This is a genomic window from Phytohabitans flavus, from assembly GCF_011764545.1.
In the GTDB taxonomy this organism is placed as follows: Bacteria; Actinomycetota; Actinomycetes; order Mycobacteriales; family Micromonosporaceae; genus Phytohabitans; species Phytohabitans flavus.
Genome location: NZ_AP022870.1, coordinates 6,679,301 through 6,699,493 on the forward strand (window position 1 = coordinate 6,679,301; position 20,193 = coordinate 6,699,493).

18 protein-coding genes and 2 pseudogenes are annotated in these 20,193 nt (G+C 69.5%); 8 read left to right on the plus strand and 12 right to left on the minus strand.

What is annotated here, in order from left to right:
• Positions 1–6 precede the first annotated feature (6 nt).
• Entirely contained in the window at positions 7–1,140 is a 1,134-nt protein-coding gene (gene efeO, locus Pflav_RS29210) for an iron uptake system protein EfeO (protein WP_173039815.1), read from the minus strand.
• A gap of 19 nt (positions 1,141–1,159) precedes the next feature.
• On the minus strand, positions 1,160–2,041 hold the full coding sequence (gene efeU, locus Pflav_RS29215; protein WP_377307839.1) for an iron uptake transporter permease EfeU: 882 nt from the start codon (positions 2,039–2,041) through the stop codon (positions 1,160–1,162).
• A gap of 205 nt (positions 2,042–2,246) precedes the next feature.
• Here efeU and Pflav_RS29220 point away from each other — a divergent pair, with 205 nt between their 5' ends.
• Positions 2,247–2,840, plus strand: a complete 594-nt coding sequence (locus tag Pflav_RS29220) for a DUF6082 family protein (RefSeq protein ID WP_173039817.1) — start codon at positions 2,247–2,249, stop codon at positions 2,838–2,840.
• 49 nt (positions 2,841–2,889) lie between these two features.
• On the opposite strand, the gene Pflav_RS29225 is transcribed toward Pflav_RS29220, so the two are convergent.
• Positions 2,890–3,099 (minus strand): DUF397 domain-containing protein, encoded by a 210-nt coding sequence (locus Pflav_RS29225; protein ID WP_173039819.1) that lies wholly within the window; start codon positions 3,097–3,099, stop codon positions 2,890–2,892.
• Between the two features lie 31 nt (positions 3,100–3,130).
• The gene (locus Pflav_RS29230) at positions 3,131–4,051 is read right to left on the minus strand and encodes a helix-turn-helix domain-containing protein (protein ID WP_232072062.1); all 921 of its coding nucleotides are present in this window, start codon (positions 4,049–4,051) and stop codon (positions 3,131–3,133) included.
• Positions 4,052–4,140: 89 nt separating this feature from the next.
• Between Pflav_RS29230 and Pflav_RS29235 the strand changes: the two genes are divergently transcribed.
• The gene (locus tag Pflav_RS29235) at positions 4,141–4,449 is read left to right on the plus strand and encodes a hypothetical protein (RefSeq protein WP_173039821.1); all 309 of its coding nucleotides are present in this window, start codon (positions 4,141–4,143) and stop codon (positions 4,447–4,449) included.
• A 151-nt stretch (positions 4,450–4,600) separates the two neighbouring features.
• Positions 4,601–4,756: a hypothetical protein gene (locus Pflav_RS29240; protein ID WP_173039823.1), complete on the plus strand. Its 156-nt coding sequence runs from the start codon at positions 4,601–4,603 to the stop codon at positions 4,754–4,756.
• A 269-nt stretch (positions 4,757–5,025) separates the two neighbouring features.
• Here Pflav_RS29240 and ahcY read toward each other — a convergent pair.
• From ahcY to Pflav_RS29270, 6 genes and pseudogenes are all read right to left on the minus strand, one after another.
• A pseudogene (gene ahcY / locus Pflav_RS29245) lies at positions 5,026–6,518 on the minus strand (adenosylhomocysteinase).
• 365 nt (positions 6,519–6,883) lie between these two features.
• A complete protein-coding gene (manA, locus tag Pflav_RS29250) occupies positions 6,884–7,981 on the minus strand; it encodes a mannose-6-phosphate isomerase, class I (protein WP_173039825.1) in 1,098 nt (365 codons plus the stop codon).
• On the minus strand, positions 7,981–8,928 hold the full coding sequence (locus Pflav_RS29255; protein WP_173039827.1) for a cation diffusion facilitator family transporter: 948 nt from the start codon (positions 8,926–8,928) through the stop codon (positions 7,981–7,983). The genes manA and Pflav_RS29255 overlap by 1 nt, the downstream gene beginning before the upstream one ends.
• Before the next feature lie 37 nt (positions 8,929–8,965).
• The gene (locus tag Pflav_RS29260) at positions 8,966–10,150 is read right to left on the minus strand and encodes an SIS domain-containing protein (protein WP_173039829.1); all 1,185 of its coding nucleotides are present in this window, start codon (positions 10,148–10,150) and stop codon (positions 8,966–8,968) included.
• Complete coding sequence (locus Pflav_RS29265; RefSeq protein WP_173039831.1) at positions 10,147–10,329, minus strand: Trm112 family protein; 183 nt, start codon at positions 10,327–10,329, stop codon at positions 10,147–10,149. Before Pflav_RS29265 ends, Pflav_RS29260 begins: the two co-directional genes overlap by 4 nt.
• 99 nt (positions 10,330–10,428) lie before the next feature.
• On the minus strand, positions 10,429–11,187 hold the full coding sequence (locus tag Pflav_RS29270) for an HAD-IIB family hydrolase (RefSeq protein ID WP_232072064.1): 759 nt from the start codon (positions 11,185–11,187) through the stop codon (positions 10,429–10,431).
• A gap of 85 nt (positions 11,188–11,272) precedes the next feature.
• Between Pflav_RS29270 and pgm the strand changes: the two genes are divergently transcribed.
• Positions 11,273–12,928, plus strand: a complete 1,656-nt coding sequence (gene pgm, locus Pflav_RS29275) for a phosphoglucomutase (alpha-D-glucose-1,6-bisphosphate-dependent) (protein ID WP_232072066.1) — start codon at positions 11,273–11,275, stop codon at positions 12,926–12,928.
• 219 nt (positions 12,929–13,147) lie between these two features.
• Here pgm and Pflav_RS29280 read toward each other — a convergent pair whose 3' ends face one another.
• Positions 13,148–14,587, minus strand: a complete 1,440-nt coding sequence (locus tag Pflav_RS29280) for an aldehyde dehydrogenase family protein (protein WP_173039837.1) — start codon at positions 14,585–14,587, stop codon at positions 13,148–13,150.
• Positions 14,588–14,700: 113 nt separating this feature from the next.
• Between Pflav_RS29280 and Pflav_RS29285 the strand changes: the two genes are divergently transcribed.
• The 4 genes and pseudogenes from Pflav_RS29285 to Pflav_RS46405 all read left to right on the plus strand — a co-directional run.
• A complete protein-coding gene (locus tag Pflav_RS29285) occupies positions 14,701–16,134 on the plus strand; it encodes a gamma-aminobutyraldehyde dehydrogenase (protein WP_173039839.1) in 1,434 nt (477 codons plus the stop codon).
• Between the two features lie 3 nt (positions 16,135–16,137).
• Positions 16,138–17,418 carry a 4-aminobutyrate--2-oxoglutarate transaminase gene (gene gabT, locus Pflav_RS29290; RefSeq protein ID WP_173039841.1) on the plus strand — a complete coding sequence of 427 codons (1,281 nt, stop codon included), beginning with the start codon at positions 16,138–16,140 and terminating at the stop codon, positions 17,416–17,418.
• Positions 17,419–17,442: 24 nt separating this feature from the next.
• Positions 17,443–18,456: an iron-siderophore ABC transporter substrate-binding protein gene (locus Pflav_RS29295; RefSeq protein WP_173039843.1), complete on the plus strand. Its 1,014-nt coding sequence runs from the start codon at positions 17,443–17,445 to the stop codon at positions 18,454–18,456.
• A gap of 62 nt (positions 18,457–18,518) precedes the next feature.
• Positions 18,519–19,652 (plus strand): annotated as a pseudogene (locus Pflav_RS46405) (type II toxin-antitoxin system HipA family toxin); the annotation flags it as partial.
• 113 nt (positions 19,653–19,765) lie between these two features.
• Here the strand turns inward: Pflav_RS46405 and Pflav_RS49045 are convergent.
• Entirely contained in the window at positions 19,766–20,173 is a 408-nt protein-coding gene (locus Pflav_RS49045) for a roadblock/LC7 domain-containing protein (protein ID WP_173042702.1), read from the minus strand.
• Positions 20,174–20,193 lie beyond the last annotated feature (20 nt).

A 20,193-nucleotide genomic window follows, 5' to 3' on the forward strand; every position in this document is an offset into this window, starting at 1 on the left:
GTCACCTCATTTCGCGACGACCGCCGCGACCTTGCTGATCGGCTCGGCCAGGGCGTTGATCGAGTCGGACAGTTCCTTCAGCTCGTCCTGGTTGAGCTGGTTGTGCAGCTTCCAGCCGTCGCCCGCCCGGTGCTTGCCCAGCGTGGTCTCCACGTTGGCGAACTCCGTGTCGAGCTGTGTGACCAGCTCAGGCGCACGCTGCTCCAGCGCGGGGCGGAGCGACGCGATCGCTGCCTTCGAGCCCTCCAGGTTGGCGGCGAAGTCCCACAGGTCGGTGTGCGAGTAGCGGTCCTCCTCGCCAGTGATCTTGCCGGAGGCCACCTCGTCGAGCAGTTCCTTGGCGCCGTTGGCGAGTTGGAGCGGGGAGAGCTTCTCGGCGTTCGCCTTCGCGACGATCTCGTTGACGTCAGCCATCAGCTTGTCGGCCAGCGGGCCGTCCTTGGAGATGTCGCCGGTCGTCCACAGATCCTTCTCGATCCGGTGGAACCCGGTGAACTCCATGCCCTCCTCGATGACCTCCTCGCGCCCGTCGATCTTCGGGTCGAGGTCACCGAAGATCTCCGCGACCGGCTCGATCCGCTCCCAGTACGTACGCGCGATCGGGAACAGCTCCTTGGCCTTGGCGACATCGCCGCCCTTGACCGCCGCCACGAACTGCTGGGTCTGCTCCAGGAGCGCGCCGGTCTGGCTCTTGACGTACCGCTGGTAGCTCTCGGTGGCCGAGGCGAGCGCGGCGTCGGCGGTCAGCGGCGCGGCCGACCCGTTCACCTTGAGCGCCCCGCGGATGCCCTTGCCCACCATGCCCGGCTTGCACGCCGTTTCGTACGTACCCGCCGGCAGCTCGACGTGCAGCTCGCGGCTGAGGCCCGGCGCGATGTTCTCCACTTCGCCCATCACCCGGTCACCCTGGGCGTACACGTAGAACTCCGTGACCTTGACGCCCTTGTTGGTCACCTTGAAGGTCACCGTCCCGGCGTCGACGTCGGTCGTGGCGACCTCGCACACGCTGTCGGTCGCGTTGACCACGATCGGGCCGGCGGCGGCATCACCCTCCGAGCCGGCGTCGTCGGAGCAGGCCGCGAGGGCACCGCCGGCCAAGGCGCCGGCCGCGGCGAGGGCGAGGATTCTGTGGGTACGCATCGTGCGGTTCTCCTTGCGGTCAAGCTGCCTGTGGTGCGGCGGAGGCCGGGGCGTCGGGGGCCGGCTTGGGCGGCGTGGGCCGCTTGCGGCCGGGGATGAGGAAGAGCAGCAGCACGGGTACCGCGTACGCCAGCCAGGCGATGACCTCCAGCACTGTGGGCGCTGGGGTGATGTTGAACATGCCGGCGAGCAGCGCGGCGTACCACGTCGACGGGTCGAGGGTGCTGGAGATGTCGTACGCCAGGGAGTTGAGGCCCGGCAGGATGTCGGCCTCCTGGAAGTCGTGCACGCCGTACTTGAGGATGCCGGCCGCGACGAGTACCAGAAGTACGCCGGTCCAGGTGAAGAACCGGGTCAGGTTGATCCGTACCGCGCTCGCGTAGAGCAGCACGCCGACCACGATGCTGGTGAGGATGCCGCCCAGGATCGCGAGGAGCGGCCCGGTGTCGCTCTCCGCGCCCTGTACGGCGGCGAAGAAGAGCAGCGCCGTCTCCAGCCCTTCGCGGACCACGGCAAGCAGGGCGAAGAGCACCACCGCGATCGGCCCGACCGCGATCGCGCGGTCCAGCCCTTCACGCAGCTCGCCCGCGATGGACCGGGCGGCCCGCCGCATCCAGAAGATCATCCAGGTGACGAAGCAGACCGCGGCCACGGAGGTGATGGCCTCGAAGAGCTCACGGTCCCGGTAGTCGGCGAGCAGCGAGGTCCGTGTGTACGTGAGCAACGCCCCGAAGCCCACGGAGAGCGCGACCGCGACGGTGACGCCGAGGGCGACCCACGGCAGGCGGTTGCGGCGGTCCGACTTGACGAGGAACGCGATGAGGATGCTGACGACCAGCGTGGCCTCAAGCCCTTCGCGGAGGCCGATCAGGTACGTCGCGAACAGCGGGTTGTCGCCCATGGTGTGACTCCGGATCCTTAGGCACCCCTAACTTAGGGCAGCCACACCTTCTCTCCTCACCACGCCGCGAGTCAAGTCAACGCCCTGTGACGCACACCGCCCCACCAGGCCTTTTGGACTCAATCAAGATCATGAAGGACCATCTCGCGCCCTGTAGCGCCACTACTCTTCACCCCACCCCAACCCCTCAAAGTCAGGTGATCTTGTGAAGTCACTCCGCGTTTCCCGCGTCCCTCTTAGCTTCGTCGCAACGGCACTAGCACTCGTTGCCACGGTCGCGTTGATCGTCCTTTCGCCGCTCGCATTGCCGATCCTCGACGACAGCGACCGGGATTGGGAGCGACTAAGCCTGATCGGGCAGTCCTACGGCGCGATATCGGCCATACTTGCCGCAGCGGCGGTGGTCGGCGTCGCATTCACGCTCATCCTCCAGCAACGCCAGATGCGCGAGGCTCGCAGGCTGGCGATTCGTCAATTTCACACGAATCTACTGGCGATGGCCATAGAGAACCCGGAGCTGCTACAGGCGTGGGGCAACTTTCCGCACCCCAAGGACGCCGAGCCACGGTTGACTGTCTACACGAATCTCGTGCTCAACTATTTCGTGCTGCTACACCAGACGAGCAGTGCTGATTTGGAGGAAATCAGGCTGCATCTTAGGTTTATGGCGAACAGCGAGTGGGCTCGCCGCTACTGGAGGGACGCAGCGGAGGGCTGGACCGCCACCTATACAGGTAGGTCTCGGCAGATAATCGACATATTCGCGGAGGAACTGGGTCAGCCTAAGGCTGACGCGTAGTCGGGGATCCGAGGTGGTCCAGACCGGACCACCTCGGCCACGGAAGCGGCTACGCTGAGCGGTCGAACTCTCCGGCGCGGAGAGAGCCGACGAAGTCCCGCCACATTGCGGGACGGAACTGAAGAACGGGACCCTCAGGGTCCTTCGAGTCGCGCATCGCGATGCCCTCGGGCATCGTGGCAATCTCTACACACTGGCCGTTGCCCGCGCTGCGGGTGCTCTTGCGCCAGATAACGGGGGCGTTGATAGACGCAAACATTCGCGCCGTTCCTCTCCTTGAACCACTGAAGTCATTGCTGACTGGCGTGCGCGACCTTGTTGATGAGCTCGACAGAGAGCTTCGGGCTCAGCGCGACCGAGCGCAGCGACTCATAGCTCATCCAGTAGCTCCGCAGCTCGTCCTGCCGACTCCGGAACACCCCGCCGGTCATGCCCTCGCAGTAGACGAGTGGATGATCCGAGTTGCCGGAGAACTCGAGGATGACGAACGACCCCGCTAACGCCCGATGGGCGCCAGCCGAGAACGGGAGGATCTGAACGGTGATCATTTTCCGCTCGTTCGCCTCCGCCAGGCTGGTGAGCTGGCGACGCATGACGTCCGGACCGCCGATCTGACGGCGCAGGACCGCCTCGTCGAGGATGACCGACAGCTTGGGCGGCGGATCACGTGTCAACACGGCCTGACGCGCCATCCTTACAGCCACCCGCTGGCCGTGCACCTCGTCGTCTTCGTAGATCCCGTCCGCCTGGATGACCGCGCTCGCATACTCGGCGGTCTGCAACAGCCCAGGCACGATCTGTGCCTCGTAGTTGTAGATGCCGATCGCTTCGGCCTCGAACCCGATGTACGTCTCGTAGGCGTTTGGCAGCACGTCACCGTACGCCTCCCACCACGCTCGCTGCCGGGACTGCCCTGCGAGCGCCCGGATTCGTGCTCGGGCGTCTTCGGCGACGGCATACGCCTCGAGCAGCCGGTCCAGGTCCTTGGGCCGGACGCCCGTATTGGCGGTCTCGATGCGGCTCAGCTTGGATTCTGACCAGCCGAGCTCAGCGGCCACGTCCGCCACCGTGCGGTCGGCACGCAAGCGGCGCAACTCGGCGCCCAATTGCCGTCGCAGGGTGGTAGGGCTTGGCTTTACTGCCATCGTGCATACCGTACACGCAAGTTGAGCAGCCAGGTTGCAACAAGATGGCATCAGATGCACTTGCATCTGTGACGTACACCATGCACTCTGAGAGTACGACGACAACGGAGTCGACGCGCAGCCACCGAGTCGGGTCAAGACCGTGGGAGGCAGCCGTGCTGGACGAGCGGACTTTGGTCCCCGAGATCCCTGAGCTGCCCTGGCAGCTGCGACTCGGCCTGGTGTTCGTCGATGAGAAGCCGACTCTCTTCGCCCTCTACCGGCGCGACGAGGACGGCACGGGCGGGCGTGTGGTCGCCTGGCTGATGGTTCTCCCCGGCGACCACGCCGTGCTGATCCCGGTCGACGAGTCGCCCAGCCGCCCGATCGTCACGACGCTGCGGAGCGTGCAGCGGCGGTGGCTCCGACTGCTCGAGTCGGAACTTGTACAGGTCGTGGGGCCACAGGCCCAGCACATGCTCTGATCAAGTCACAGGGACCGGACCGGCGGGTCGGTGGCGGCAAACACCGGCCCGCCGCTCCTTGTCCAGGCCCAAGAGGGACCCGCGAGGCGCACAGCAGCCCGGCGCAAAAGAGATCACCGCAAAGCCGCCCGCAGCCAGTACCGTTTGCGGGGTGAAGGTGCTCCTGCCCTGGCTGGCCGTGCTCGCGGTGGTCCTCCTGCTCGACGCCATGCACCTCGGCGCGCTGGCCACCGCCGTCGCCGTCAGCTGGCTCGTCTACTGCGTGTGGACGTGGGTCCGCCCCAGAAACCGAAACCGGGCAAGCTGACCGCGTCCGTCCCCCAAAAGCGAAACCGGGCCGGCTGACCAACGGTCCGGCCCAGAAAAGCGAAACCGGGCCGGCTGAGCGCCGGCCCGATCAGGGTCTGTCCGGTGGGTCTTCGTGGGGCTGCGGCGGGTCCAGACGACGACCAGCGGCACCGGGCGAAAGGCCACATACAACACCGGTATGCGACCTTCCGCCCGGCACCCCTGGACCGCCGCCTGGACCTCGCCTCGCACCCACAAGACCCACCGGACAGACCCTGGAAGCGTCACTCAGTACCGGTAGTGGTCCGCCTTGTAGGGGCCCTCGACCGCCACGCCGAGGTACGCCGCCTGCTCCTTGGTGAGCTCGGTCAGCCGGGCGCCCAGCGCGTCCAGGTGCAGCCGGGCGACCTTCTCGTCCAGGTGCTTGGGCAGCGTGTACACGCCGATCGGGTACTGGTCGGCCTTCGTGAACAGCTCGATCTGGGCGATCGTCTGGTTCGAGAACGAGTTGGACATCACGAAGGACGGGTGACCCGTCGCGTTGCCCAGGTTGAGCAGCCGCCCCTCGGACAGCACGATGATCGAGTGGCCGTCGCCGAAGCGCCACTCGTCGACCTGCGGCTTGACGTTGATCCGCTCGACGTCGTCGCGCTTGGCCAGGCCGGCCATGTCGATCTCGTTGTCGAAGTGGCCGATGTTGCCCACGATCGCCTGGTGCTTCATCCGCGCCATGTGCTCGTTGGTGATGACGTCGAAGCAGCCGGTCGCGGTGATGAAGATGTCCGCGGTCGCGACAACGTCCTCAAGCGTGGCGACCTGGTAGCCGTCCATCGCCGCCTGAAGCGCGCAGATCGGGTCGACCTCGGTCACGATCACGCGGGCGCCCTGGCCACGCAGCGACTCGGCGCAGCCCTTGCCCACGTCGCCGTACCCGCAGACGACCGCGACCTTGCCGCCGATCAGCACGTCGGTGGCCCGGTTGATGCCGTCGATGAGCGAGTGGCGGCACCCGTACTTGTTGTCGAACTTGCTCTTGGTCACCGCGTCGTTGACGTTGATCGCGGGGAAGAGCAGGTTGCCCGCGGCCTGCATCTCGTACAGCCGGTGCACACCAGTGGTGGTCTCCTCGGTCACGCCCTTGATGCCGGCGGCGACCCGGGTCCAGCGGCGGTTGTCCTCGGTGAGCGAGCGCTGAAGCACGCTGAGGATCAGCGCGTACTCTTCGTTGTCCGCGGTCTCCGGCGACGGCACCGCGCCAGCCCGCTCGAACTCCGCACCCTTGTGCACCAGCAGCGTGGCGTCACCGCCGTCGTCCAGGATCATGTTGGGGCCCTGGCCGTCCGGCCACAGCAGCACCTGCTCGGTGCACCACCAGTACTCGGCGAGGGACTCGCCCTTCCACGCGTACACCGGGACGCCGGACGGGGCCTCGGGGTGCCGTTCGGCCCGACGACGATCGCGGCGGCGGCGTGGTCCTGGGTGGAGAAGATGTTGCAGGAGGCCCAGCGGACCTGCGCACCCAGCGCGGTCAGCGTCTCGATCAGCACCGCGGTCTGGATCGTCATGTGCAGCGAGCCGGTGACGCGGGCACCCGCCAAGGGCTGGGCGTCGGCGTACTCCCGCCGCAGCGCCATGAGCCCGGGCATCTCGTGCTCCGCGAGCTGGATCTCCTTACGACCGAACCCGGCCAACGACAGGTCCGCGACCTTGAAGTCGCCTTCGGCGACCGTGCGCGGGCGGGCCGAGGCCGACGCGTCCGGCGCCGGCAGAGTGCTGGTCATGAAAGCTCCTGTCGAACGCGTTTGCAAACGACCCCACACCATACGCGGGCGCTGTCGGGGGATATCCGGAAGGCTCGGACCCGGTTACCAACCAGCGCGCGGGGCGGCGGGTCATGAGCGGCCTGTCCGCTCAAATCCCACCGCCCCGCGCATCCCCCGGTTTGGTTCCCCCGCGCGTGACTCGGACCTTTCGTCGCGATAACGCTGCGTGGTTATAGCGTTACATTGCGCTACCGCAGTGTCAAGCGAATCCGGAAATTTCCTGATCTGCGTGTCTGTGCTGATGACGCAAACGCGCAGCTGAGGGCACGGCTACCCGCTCAGGGCGCACGGCCAGTAGAGGCGGATACCCGCCGAGAGTCGACCTACGCCGGTACCGAGGCGACGAACGCCTCTCCGGTGCCGACGAACGAGAGCGCACCGGGCCCATCCGGCGCGAACGCCGCCTGGCCAGCGGTCAACTCCACCGCACCGGCGCCGTCGTCCACGGTCAGCTCGCCGGCCAGGCAGAGCACCACTCTCGGCCCGGTCACCACCAACTCCACGGCGCCGGATGCGGGGCGCACCTGGTACAAGGTGAACTCGGCGGCCGGCGTGGGCCAGGTAACGATCCCGGTGCCCACGGGCACGGACCGGACGATCGGGTCGGACAGCACCTCGAAGCGGAGCACCCGAAGTAGCTCGTCCACATCGACGTACTTGGGCGTGAGGCCGCCGCGCAGCACGTTGTCACTGGCCGCCATGATCTCCACGCCGGTGCCTTCGAGGTACGCGTGCAGGTTGCCGGCCGGCATCCAGATCGCCTGACCGGGCGCAAGCGTGACGTGGTTGAGCAGCAGCGCGACAAGCACCCCGGGATCGCCTGGATAGGCGGCGGCGAGCCGGCGGACCAGCTCAGGCGCGTCGGGCGCCGCCGCGGCCTCGGTCACCACGGCAGCGGGGAGTCCCATCAGCTCGGCCATGGCGGGACGCAGGTCACCCGCGCCGAGCGCGGACAGCGCCGGCTTGAGCGCCTCCGTGTCCAGAGTGGACAGTACGGCCACGGACGCCGCCGGGTCGCGAAACCCGCACAGCACCTCGAAATCCGACACCGCCACGAGCATCTCCGGCTTGTGGTACGCGTCGACGTAGCTCGGATGCCCGGCCGCGTGCCCTTCCCGCGCCTGCTCCGCGTCCGGGTGGGCCTGGAGCGACAGCGGCGCCGCGGCGGCGAGTACCTTCATCAGGTAGGGCAGCCGAGGCCCGAAGCGCGCCACGACCTCGCCGCCGAGCACGCGCGCCGGCTCGGCGGCGATGATGTCGGCCAGGCTCACCCCGTCGACCGTGGCCGGGTCGCCCGGGTGGGCGCCCAGCCACAGCTCCGCCTCCGGCCCCTCGCTCGGGACCGGCCGCCCCTGGAGGCTCGCGATCGCTGACCGCGAGCCCCAGGCGTACGGCCGGATGCGCCCGGCGAGGTGCCGCATCAGCCCGCGGCCGGGGCCGGCGCCGGCTCGGCCGGCACCTGGTAGATGTCCGGCTCCAGGTAGATGACCCGGGCGATCGGGACCGCCTCGCGGATGCGGGCCTCGGTCGAGTTGATGTGCCGGGCGATGTCCTCGCCGGTCTCGTGGCCGAGAATCGCGATCTTCGCGGCGACGAGCAGCTCCTCCGGGCCGAGGTGCAGCGTCTTCATGTGGATGATGCGCTCGACCTCGGGGCCAGCGGTGATCGCCGCCTCGATCCTGGCCTGGTCTTCCAGGGTGGCGCTCTCGCCGAGCAGCAGGCTCTTGGTCTCCAGCGCGAGCACGATCGCGATCGTGACCAGCAGGATTCCGATCGCGGCGGTACCGACCGCGTCCCAGACGCCGTTGCCCGTGATCAGCGTCAGCACCACGCCGAAGAGCGCGAAGATCAGACCGAGCAGCGCACCGAGGTCTTCGAGCAGCACCACCGGCAGCTCGGGTGCCCGCGCCCGGCGGACAAACTGCACCCACGACGCCTTGCCCCGCACGTGGTTGGACTCGACGATCGCGGTGCGGAACGAGAAGGACTCAAGCACGATCGCGACGGAGAGCACGACCACCGGGACCCAGTGCCAGCTCTCGATCGCGTGCGGGTCCTCGAACTTGTGCCACGCCTCGTAGAGCGCGAAAAGCCCACCCACGCTGAAGAGCACGATCGACACGATGAACGCGTAGATGTAGCGCTCCCGGCCGTACCCGAAGGGGTGCTGCGGGGTGGCCCGCCGCTGCGCCCGCCGGCCGCCGAGCAGCAGCAGCGCCTGGTTGCCGGAGTCGGCCACGGAGTGGATCGACTCGGCCAGCATCGACGACGACGCGGTGAGCCCCCACGCGATGAACTTGGTGACCGCGATGCCCAGGTTGGCGAGCAGCGCCGCGACGATCGCCTTTGTGCCGCCGGAAGCACTCATGCCCGCACTCGCTTCGTCGCAGGCTCGCTCCGCTCGCTCATGGGTTGCTCAGCTCCTTCATCTCGGTGACGGCGGGCACCGCCATGGGGTCGAGTCCGTGTGCGAGCGCGAGGTAGATCGAGGCGAAGTCCGGGACGGCCACGAGCGAGGCGAGCCGCTCCAGCGGGGAGCCACCCTCGGCGGTGACCACGTCGCAGCGGACGCCGCGCCGCTCGGCGAGCGTCTGGACCGCGTCGGCCCGCCGCTCCTCGACCGCGACCGGCTCGTCGGCGTCCTCCTCGTTGCCGAGGCCGCCGTCACGGAGCAGTACGAGCCGCAGCCGGGTCGCGTCCGTGTCGTCCTCCGGGTCGGCGAAGATGTCGCGGGACGACTCCACCAGGCCGCCGAAGACGCCGTCGAGCAGGCCCACGCGGCCACGACCGGCCTCGCCGAGGGCGCCGGCGACGACGGGGTAGCGTGCATTCGCTGAGATCGTGTCGGCGAAGCGCCGAGCGGCCACGGCGGCCAGCGGCGACGAGCCCCACACGATCGGCACCGAGCCGGCCAGGCCCAGCGCGAGCGACTTGGCCGGGTTGACGAACGACTCGGCCGTCGGGCGGCAGCGGTCAGCGTCCGCGTCGAGCCGGGCCGCGGTTTCGGCGAGGTCCGCCTCATTGACCTTGACCAGGCCGAGGGTACGGGCGGCGAGCAGCACCGGCACGGTGAGTCCCCATAGGCTCGCCCGAGCCGGCGCACGCCGCGGCACCGGGATGAATGGCGCGCGGGCGCTCTCGGCGATCGACTGGAGCCGCGAGTCGGGCGCACCGACCGCCACGAGGCGCGCACCCCGCCGGGCGGCCGCCTCGGCGGCGCCGAGCGCCTCGGGGCTGCGGCCGGAGGCGCTGACCGCGATCACCACGTCGGCGGCACCGACCCAGCCGGGCACGCCGGCACTGCGGTGGGCGATCACTGGTACCGGGCACCGCGGCCCGGCGACCGTCGCCAGGATCTCGCCGGTGCGGCCGGCGGTACCGATGCCCGCGATCACGACCGCTCGCGGGCGGCCCTCGTCGGCGAGTGCGGCCAGGTTGGCCTCCGCGGCGAGCGCCCCCGACTCGCGGACCTGCGCGCCGGCCGAAGCGGTGTGGCGGAGCATGCCGCCCGGGTCGTTTTCCGCGAGGCCGGCCGGGTCGTCAAGCAGGGCCTCGTCGACAGTGCGGCGGCCGCGAACTCCTGCGCTCATTTCTCGCCCTCGCGGGTACGGGCCTCGTCCAGCAGCAGCACCGGGATGCCGTCCCGCACCTCGAAGATCCGCCCGCACTCGGTGCAGGTCAGGGTCTCCGCGGCGGCGTCGTAATCCAGCGGTGCGTGATGCGTGTCCGGGCACGCGAGGATCTCAAGCAACTGCGTGTCCAGCGACACCGGACGCTCCTTCCAAGCACTGTGCTCCCGCGCTGATTGCGGAGTCACGGACCGGCGGCCCGGCAACCAGCGCCCAACGTATCGGGTGCTGCGATGATCCTAAAGGTCGCCGGGCAGGCCAGCCGGCAGCGCGGCGAGCAGCCGCTCCACGTAGTCGGCCGTGTCCTGCCAGCGGGTTACCGCGACGCACCGGATACCCATCGCCTTGACGGGGTAGTCGTTGCCGCCCTCGTCGAGGCGGTCGCCGATGAAGAGCATGTCCTCGGTGGTCAGTCCGAGGTGCTCCATCAGCTTGCCCATCCCGTACGCCTTGTCGACGCCCTTCTTGGTCACGTCGACGGAGGTCGAGCCGCCGCTGCGCACCTCGAGGTCGGGCAGGCGGGCGGCGGCGTAGTCGCGCAGCGCACCCTTCTTGGCGCCGTCCGGGTCCCACGCGTACTTGGCGTCGACCGGCGCGCGCTGCCCCAGCGCGGAGAACGTCACCTGGCTCCCGCGGTCTTCGATGATGTCGCCCCACGGCTCGGGCTCCCAGATGCCGAGGGCCTTCGCCCCCTCGATCAGCACCGACGCGATGCGGTCCTTGGCCTCCTCGCTGAGGTCCTCGGCGTACACGAGGCCCCAGTCGCCGTCGATCCACCGGTAGTAGCGGGTGCCGCAGGTGGGCATCAGGTGCAGCCGCTCGCGTACGGCAGCGTCGAGATCCAGGTGGCGCAACACCTGCGAGTCGAACTGCTCGAACCGCCCGCCCGAAATAACGCAGACGTCCACCTGGGCCAGCAGTTCGGCCAGGAGCTTCGCCATCCGGTCGTCGATTTGGGACTTCGACACGGCGAGTGTGTCGTCGAGGTCGAATGCCACGACTCGAATGTTCCCCGCCAAAAGAAGCCTCCCGCGCGACTACGATCGAAACCGCTTCCCACAACTTTCCCCGAGAGGATACGTCGTGTCCGATACTGCCCGGCTTCACCCTCGTGCCGGTGCCGCCGCCGAATCCGGCGATCTCGTCGATGTGCCGCACCTCGTCTCGGCGTATTACACCGGCAAACCGGACGTGTCGGAAGCCGGGCAGCGGGTCGGTTTCGGTACCTCGGGACACCGGGGGTCGAGCCTCAAGCTCGCGTTCAACGAGGACCACGTGATCGCGATGAGCCAGGCCATCTGCGAGTACCGGGCCGAGCGTGGCATCGACGGACCGCTCTACCTGGCCCGCGACACCCACGCGCTCTCCGAGCCGGCGCTGCTCAGCGCGCTGGAGGTCTTCGCGGCCAACGGAGTGCGGGTGCGGCTGGACAGCCGGGACGGCTACACGCCTACGCCGGCGGTGTCGCACGCGATCCTCGCGTACAACCGGGGTCGCACGAGCGGGTTTGCCGACGGTGTGGTGGTCACGCCCTCGCACAACCCACCGTCGGACGGCGGCTTCAAGTACAACCCGCCATCGGGCGGGCCGGCCGGCACCGAGGTCACGAAGGTGATCGAGGACCGGGCGAACGCGCTGCTGGAGAGCGGGCTCAAGGAGGTCCGGCGGGTCACCGTCGCGCGGGCGCGGGCGGCTGAGACGACCGAGGGGTACGACTTCGTCGGCACGTACGTCGGTGACCTGCCGAGCGTGGTCGACATGGACGCGATCCGGGCGGCCGGTGTGCGGATCGGCGCAGACCCGCTGGGCGGCGCCAGTGTCGCGTACTGGGACGAGATCGCCAGCCGCCACGGCCTGGACCTGACCGTGGTCAACCCGCAGGTGGACCCGACGTGGCGGTTCATGACGCTGGACTGGGACGGCAAGATCCGGATGGACTGCTCGTCGCCGCACGCGATGGCCTCGCTGATCGAGCAGCGCGGCGCGTACCAGGTGGCCACCGGCAACGACGCGGACGCCGACCGCCACGGCATCGTCACGCCCGACGGTGGCCTGATGAACCCCAACCACTACCTGGCCGTCGCGATCGACTACCTCTACAGCAACCGCCCTGACTGGTCCGCGGACGCCGCGGTGGGCAAGACGCTGGTCTCCTCCTCCATGATCGACCGCGTCGCGGCCGACCTCGGGCGGCGGCTGATGGAGGTGCCGGTCGGCTTCAAGTGGTTCGTCGACGGGCTGGTGGACGGCAGCGTGGGCTTCGGCGGCGAGGAGAGCGCCGGCGCCTCGTTCCTGCGCCGGGACGGCTCGGTGTGGAGCACCGACAAGGACGGGATCATCCTCTGCCTGCTCGCCTCCGAGATCATCGCGGTGACCGGCCGGTCGCCCAGCGAGCGCTACGCGGAGCTGACCGAGCGCTTCGGCGCTCCCACGTATGCCCGGATCGACGCGCCGGCGACCCGCGAGGAAAAGGCTGTGCTGGCCAAGCTCTCCGCCGACCAGGTCACCGCGAGCGAGCTCGCCGGCGACTCGATCACCGCCGTCCTCTCCCGCGCGCCGGGCAACGACGCCCCGATCGGTGGCGTCAAGATCGTGACGGAGTCAGGCTGGCTGGCCGCTCGCCCCTCCGGCACCGAGGACGTCTACAAGCTCTACGCGGAGTCGTTCAAGGGCCCGGAGCATCTGGCCAAGCTCCAGGAGGAGGGCCAGGCGCTCGTCACCGCCGCTCTAAAGGCATAGAAACCAATTCAACGACAGGTGAGCTACCGCGACGTCCGTCGGGGTCCAGACCGCTGCTCCCGCGGCCTCACCGTCCGCGATTCACAATCCACGTGCGCCCGCGCGGCTCCGCCGCGCGGGCGCGGTGACCTTCACAACCGCGCAGGGTGAGGCCGCGGGAGCGACGGTCCGGACCACCGCGGACATCGCGGTAGCCCAAATCTGTGTCTTGGAAGGTTTTTAGAGGTCGATGCCGGTGAGGACCATGACCCTCGGCTCGGTGTAGTCGTCCATCGCGCTGCGCAGGCCCTCGCGGCCGATGCCGCTGCCCTTGAGGCCGCCGTAGGGCATCTGGTCGGCGCGGTACGACGGCACGTCCCCGATGATCACGCCGCCCACCTCCAGCGTGCGGTGTGCGGTGAACGCGGTCTGGAGGTTGTGCGTGAAGACGCCGGCCTGGAGGCCGAACGCGGAGTCGTTGACGGCCGCGAGCCCGGCGGCGTCGTCGGTGACCCGGGCCACCGCGAGGACCGGGCCGAAGATCTCCTCGGTGAGCACCTTGGCGCCGGCCGGCACGCCGGTCAGCACGGTGGGCGGGAAGGTGGCGCCGACGCGCTTGCCGCCGACCAACAGGTGGGCGCCCGCTGCCACGGCCTCGTCGACCCAGCTCTCCACCCGCTTCGCGGCGTCCTCGTTGATCATCGGGCCGACGTCGACGGTCTCGTCGGTGGGGTCGCCGGTCTTCAGCGCCTCGACGGCCGCGACAAGCCGGGGCACGAACGCGTCCTCCAGGTACTCGTGCACGAACACCCGCTGCACCGCGACGCAGCTCTGCCCGGCCTGGAAGTTGCCGAAGAGCGCGATCCGCTGCGCCGCCCAGTCCAGATCCTCGATCGACGACCAGTCGCCACAGACCAGCGCCGCCGCGTTGCCGCCCAGCTCCAGCGTCACGTGCTTCCGCGGGACCGCTTCGCGGATCGCGTACCCCACCGGGCCCGACCCGGTGAACGACACGACCGGCAGCCGCGGGTCCGCGACCAGGCCGCCAGCGCGGTCGTTTGGCACGGTCAGCACGGAGAACATGCCGGCCGGGAGATCGGTCTCGGCCATGATCGAGCCCAGCAACAGCGCGGTCAGCGGGGTGGACGGCGCCGGCTTCAGGATGATCGGCGCGCCCACCGCGAGCGCCGGTGCGACCTTGTGCGCGACGAGGTTGAGCGGGAAGTTGAACGGGCTGATGCCGAGCACCGGTCCGCGCGGGAAACGGCGGATCATCGCGATCCGCCCGGCCGACGCGGCGTCGGTGTCCAGCCGCTGGAGCTCGCCGGCGAAGCGGCGCGCCTCCTCGGCGGCCCACCGGAACGTGGAGGCGCCGCGCCCCACCTCGGCCCGCGCCCACTTCAGCGGCTTGCCGCTCTCCGCGGTGATCAGCTGGGCCACCTCGTCGGTCCGCTCGGCGAGCCGGCGGGAAATGTGGTCCAGCGCCGCGGCGCGGGCGGCGGCGGGGAGTGCGGCCGCTTCGGCGGCCACGTCGGCGGCGGCCGCCACGGCCCGCTCGACCTGTTCTGGTGTTGCATTCGCGGTACGCCCGACCGTGCGACCGTCATATGGGTGGTGAACGTCGAGGATGTCGTCGCTGGTGCTCTTCTGGCCGGCCACGTAGAAGGGCGTGATCTCCATGGTCAAACTCTAAACCCCAAACGAAAACAGTCGCATAGCACCTTGTCTGCCGCGAATTCAGTCGCAAGGATGGCGGGTGGGATGCGATAACCGCCGTTCACCGGGAGACCTCGATGACTGATAAGCAAATTCTGCGCAACTTCGTCAACGGGGAGTACGTCGATCCGGTCGACGGAGGGTACACCGACCTGGTCGATCCCTGTACGGGCGAGGTCTTCGCCCAGGCACCACTCTCCTCCGAGCGCGATGTCGACATCGCGATGGGCGCCGCCGCCACCGCCTTCGAGTCGTGGCGCGACGCTACCCCGGCGGAGCGGCAGAAGGCGCTGCTGAAGTTCGCCGACGCGGTCGAGTCACGCGCGGCCGACCTGGTCGACGCCGAGGTGCGCAACACCGGCAAGCCGCGCCAGCTCACCGCCGAGGAGGAGCTGCCGCCCTGCGTCGACGAGCTGCGCTTCTTCGCCGGTGCCGCGCGGGTGCTGGAGGGGCGCTCGGCCGGCGAGTACATGGCCGGGCACACGTCGTACGTGCGGCGCGAGCCGATCGGCGTCTGCGCCCAGGTGACCCCGTGGAACTACCCGCTGATGATGGCGATCTGGAAGATCGCACCAGCGCTCGCCGCGGGCAACGCTGTCGTGCTCAAGCCGTCGGACACCACGCCGGTCTCCACGCTGCTGCTCGCCGAGATCGCGTCGGAGTTCCTGCCCGCGGGCGTCTTCAACGTCGTCTGCGGTGACCGCGACACCGGCCGCTCGCTCGTCGCGCACCCGACCCCGCAGCTCGTGTCGATCACCGGCTCCACCCGGGCGGGCAAGGAGGTCGCCGCGGCGGCCGCGCCCGACCTCAAGCGCACCCACCTCGAGCTGGGCGGCAAGGCACCGGTCGTGGTCTTCGACGACGCCGACCTGAACGCCGCGGCGGAGGCGATCGCGGTCGGCGGGTACTTCAACGCTGGGCAGGACTGCACCGCCGCCACTCGGGTGCTCGCCGGCCCCGGCGTATACGACGATGTCGTCGCGGCGCTTGTCGAGCAGGCGCGGCAGACCAAGACCGGCCTCCCGGACGAGGAGGACGTGCTCTACGGCCCGCTCAACAACGCCAACCAGCTCGCCCGGGTGAGCGGCTTCGTGGACCGGCTGCCCGACCACGCCTCGCTCGGCATCGGCGGCTCCCGGGTCGGCGACCGCGGCTTCTTCTACTCGCCCACGGTCGTGTCAGGCGTCCAGCAGCAGGACGAGATCATCCAGGACGAGGTCTTCGGTCCGGTGATCACCGTGCAGCGCTTCACGGACGAGGACGAGGCGGTGCGCTGGGCCAACGGTGTCGAGTACGGCCTTTCCGCCTCGGTCTGGACGACGGACCACGGGCGCGCGATGCGGATGACCCGGCGGCTCGACTTCGGCTGCGTGTGGGTCAACACCCACATCCCGTTCGTCTCCGAGATGCCGCACGGCGGGTTCAAGCACTCCGGGCACGGCAAGGACCTTTCCGTGTACAGCCTGGAGGACTACACCCGGGTCAAGCACGTCATGCACAACTGGGGGTAGGCGATGCCCACTTCCGAGGAAATACACAAGCGGCGTACTGCGGCGGTGGCCCGCGGCGTCGGTAGCGTGGTCAGCTCCTATGTGGACCACGCGGGCGGCGGCACGCTGACCGATGTAGACGGTCAGGAGTGGATCGACTTCGCGTCCGGCATCGCGGTCACCTCCGTCGGCAATGCGGCGCCCCGCGTCGTGGCGGCGGTACGCGAGCAGGTGGCCCGCTTCACGCACACCTGCTTCATGGTCGCGCCGTACGAGTCCTATGTGGCCGTTGCCGAGACACTCAACGCGCTGACACCGGGCGGGTTCGAAAAGCGCTCCGCCCTCTTCAGCTCCGGCGCCGAGGCGGTGGAAAACGCCGTGAAGATCGCCCGGCACGCGACCGGGCGGCCGGCGGTCGTGGTGTTCGACCACGCGTACCACGGGCGCACCAACCTCACGATGGCGATGACGGCGAAGAGCATGCCGTACAAGCACCGCTTCGGCCCGTTCGCCGGGGAGATCTACCGGGTGCCGATGTCGTACCCGTTCCGGGACGGCGGCCTGAGCGGTGCGGAGGCCGCGGCCCGCACGCTGGACCAGGTGGAGAAGCAGGTCGGCGCGGCCAACGTGGCAGCGGTCATCGCCGAGCCGATCCAGGGTGAGGGCGGCTTCGTCGTGCCCGCGGACGGCTTCCTGCCCGCGCTGGCCGCCTGGTCGCGCGACGCTGGGGCGGTCTTCGTGGCCGACGAGATCCAGACCGGCTTCTGCCGCACGGGCACATGGTTCGCGTGCGAACGGGAGGGGGTCGAGCCGGACCTCGTCACCACCGCCAAGGGCATCGCCGGCGGGCTGCCGCTGGGCGCGGTGACCGGGCGCGCGGAGATCATGGACGCGGTACACCCGGGGGGCCTCGGCGGCACGTACGGCGGCAACCCGCTCGCCTGCGCCGCCGCCCTGGCCGCGATCGAGACGATGCGCGAGCTTGACCTGGCCGCGGCGGCGCGGCGGATCGAGTCCGTGATGGTGCCGCGGCTGCGGGCGCTGGCCGAGCGCGACCCGCGCGTCGGCGACGTACGCGGGCGCGGCGCGATGCTCGCCGTGGAGCTCGTCCAGCCCGGCACGATCACCCCGGACGCGGCCACCACCAGCGCGGTCTCGGCGGCCTGCCACCGGTCCGGCCTGCTCACGCTGACCTGCGGCACGTACGGCAACGTGCTGCGCTTCCTGCCACCTCTGGTGATCGACGACACAACCCTGGAGCGGGGTTTGGAGATCCTTGAAGGAGCTTTCGACTTGACGCGGTGACTTTGGTTAGGCAAACCTAAGTGCGTGAAACGATCCTCCTTCGCGCTTGCGGTTGCCCTGCTCCTCGCGCTGACGGCGTGCTCCTCCGCGGACGACCCCGCGCCCGGGTCGTCCGCCGCCGGTGGCGCCTGGCCGGTGAAGATGTCCCACAAATACGGTGAAACCACCATCCCGGCCGAGCCCAAGCGGATCGTCACCGTCGGCTTGATGGAGCAGGACGCGCTGATCGCGCTCGGCGTCGTGCCGATCGCCACCACAAACTGGCTCGGCGAGTACCCGGGCGCGATCGGCCCGTGGGCGCAGGACGAGCTCAAGACCCTTGGCGGCACCAACCCCGAGGTGCTGAAGGACACCGGCGGCGGCCCCGAGTTCGAGAAGATCGCGGCGCTGAAGCCGGACCTGATCCTCGCGCTCTACTCCGGCGTGACCAAGGAGCAGTACGACACGCTGAGCGGTATCGCGCCGACGGTGGCCCAGCCGAAGGAGTACGCCGACTACGGCATCCCGTGGCAGGAAATCACCACCAACGTCGGCCAGGCGATCGGCAAGGCGGACCGCGCGACGTCGCTGGTGCGGGACGTGGAGGCCAAGTTCGAGGCGGCCCGGCAGGCAAATCCGGCGTTCGCGGGGAAGAGCGCGCTGGTGGCGACGCCGTACGAGGGCACGTTCGTCTACGGCAGCCAGGACAACCGCACGCGGATCCTGACCGCGCTCGGCTTCGGCCTCCCCGCCGACCTGGACAAGGTGATCGGTGACGCCTTCGGCGCCAACATCAGCGCGGAACGCACCGACCTGCTCGACCGCGACGCGCTGGTCTGGATCGTCACCGACCCGGCGGCGGACAAGACCAAGCTCCACGCCGACCGCGTCTACGGCGGCCTGCGGGTGGCGAAGGAGGGCCGCGAGGTCTTCATCGACGAGGGCGAGCCGTACGGGCACGCCTTCTCGTTCGTGTCCGCGCTGAGCCTCCCGTACCTGCTGGAGCAGCTTGTCCCCCAGCTCGCCGCGGCCGTGGACGGAAACCCCGCCACCACCTGACTGGCACTCTCCCACCACTGTCCCTGTCGGGCATGATGTGGCGCATGGCACTCGTCGTCCTGATGGACGGGCAGGTCGCCGGCGTGGTGCGCCAGAACCGCGCCGGCGAACTCGCTCTCCACTACGACGACGAGTGGATGTCGTCCCCGGCCTCGACTCCGCTGTCGTTGTCGATGCCACTCATCGAGCGGAAGCACGACGACCCGATCCGGCCGTATCTTCTGGGCTTGCTGCCAGACAACGACAAGGTCCTGGAGCGCTGGGCCCGCACGTTCCACGCCTCCGCGCGCAACCCGTTCGCCCTTCTCAGCCACGTGGGCGAGGACTGCGCCGGCTCGGTCCAGTTCGTCCCACCAGACCGGGTCGAAGCCCACCTGGCCAGGGACGGCGGCGTCACATGGTTCAGCGAGGCGGAGGTCGCCGACCGGATCCGGCTCCTACGGCGGGATCCGGCAGCATGGCACGTCGCTACCACCGGCAGCTTCAGCCTTGGCGGCGCCCAGTCAAAGACCGCTCTGCACTACGACCCAGCCGCGCGCCGGTGGGGCGCGCCCTGGGGCGCGGTGCCGACCACGCACATCCTCAAGCCGGCCATTTCCGGCCTCGACGACCATGACCTCAATGAGCATCTGTGTCTCGCGGCCGTCCGCCACCTTGGCCTGGAGGCTGCCGCGTCGCACATGGCCTCCTTCGATGGTGAACGGGTCATCGTCATCGACCGCTACGACCGGTTTCGCCGGTCGGACGGCACGATCGCCCGCCGGCACCAGGAAGACCTGTGCCAGGCGCTCGGCATCCCTCCCGTGATCAAGTACCAGAGCGAGGGCGGACCGAGCCCCGAGCAGATCATCGGCCTGCTGCGGGCCGAGATACCCGACGAGAGCGCGGCCGGCAAAGAGGTCGGGCGGTTCTTGGACGCACTCGCGTTCAACTGGATCATCGCGGGCACCGACGCCCACGCGAAGAACTACTCCCTGCTGCTGTCCGGGCGGCAGGTCCGGCTCGCGCCGCTGTACGACCTCGCCAGCGCGCTCCCGTACGACGACATGTACGCGCCGAAGCTCCGGATGGCGATGCGCGTCGGCGGTGAGTACCGGATGGCCGCCCTGCGGGCGCGGCACTGGCGGCGCTTCGCCGAGGGCAACGGGCTCGACCCGGACGCCACCGTCGCCCGGGTCGACGAGCTGGCGGCTCGCGCGCCGGATGCCTTCAAAGCTGTCGCGATGCAGAACGGCGGCGACTTGGCGGAGCGGCTCTGCGAGCGGGTCACCGCCCACGCCGAGCGCTGCCGTGCGGCCTTGGCGGAGCCCTACGAGGCGGCCAGCGCGGTGAAGGCGGGCAGGTGGTGGTCGGCCCGGCCGGCGAAGAGGGCCATCTCGTACGCGATTACATCGACGTCCGCGTCGGACTCGAAGACCACTGCCAGGATGGCGCCGCCCGCGGTGGCGGTCACGAAGAGGAACTTTTCCCGCATCTCGATGGTGACTTGGCGGACGCCGCCGCTGTCGGTGTGGCGGCCCGCGGCGACGGCCAGCGCGTACAGCCCAGCGGCCACAGTGGACAGCTGGTCGGCGGCGATCGGGCCGGCGTGGCGGGAGGCGGCCAGCAGCAGGCCATCGGGGGATATCGCTACCGCGTGCTCCGCGCCTGGGACGCGGTCGACGACGTCGTCGAGAAGCCATGCCAGGTCACTGCTGATAACCGCCGGGTGCGCCACGTCGTCATTCCCCCTCGTCG

Excerpts from the sequence above, each read along its gene's own strand:
- efeO (WP_173039815.1), bottom strand. The coding sequence starts at position 1,140 with ATGCGTACCCACAGAATCCTCGCCCTCGCCGCGGCCGGCGCCTTGGCC.
- efeU (WP_377307839.1), bottom strand. The coding sequence starts at position 2,041 with ATGGGCGACAACCCGCTGTTCGCGACGTACCTGATCGGCCTCCGCGAA.
- Pflav_RS29225 (WP_173039819.1), bottom strand. The coding sequence starts at position 3,099 with ATGTTTGCGTCTATCAACGCCCCCGTTATCTGGCGCAAGAGCACCCGC.
- Pflav_RS29230 (WP_232072062.1), bottom strand. The coding sequence starts at position 4,051 with ATGCAAGTGCATCTGATGCCATCTTGTTGCAACCTGGCTGCTCAACTT.
- manA (WP_173039825.1), bottom strand. The coding sequence starts at position 7,981 with ATGCGGCACCTCGCCGGGCGCATCCGGCCGTACGCCTGGGGCTCGCGG.
- Pflav_RS29255 (WP_173039827.1), bottom strand. The coding sequence starts at position 8,928 with ATGAGTGCTTCCGGCGGCACAAAGGCGATCGTCGCGGCGCTGCTCGCC.
- Pflav_RS29260 (WP_173039829.1), bottom strand. The coding sequence starts at position 10,150 with ATGAGCGCAGGAGTTCGCGGCCGCCGCACTGTCGACGAGGCCCTGCTT.
- Pflav_RS29280 (WP_173039837.1), bottom strand. The coding sequence starts at position 14,587 with ATGGAGATCACGCCCTTCTACGTGGCCGGCCAGAAGAGCACCAGCGAC.
- Pflav_RS29285 (WP_173039839.1), top strand. The coding sequence starts at position 14,701 with ATGACTGATAAGCAAATTCTGCGCAACTTCGTCAACGGGGAGTACGTC.
- gabT (WP_173039841.1), top strand. The coding sequence starts at position 16,138 with ATGCCCACTTCCGAGGAAATACACAAGCGGCGTACTGCGGCGGTGGCC.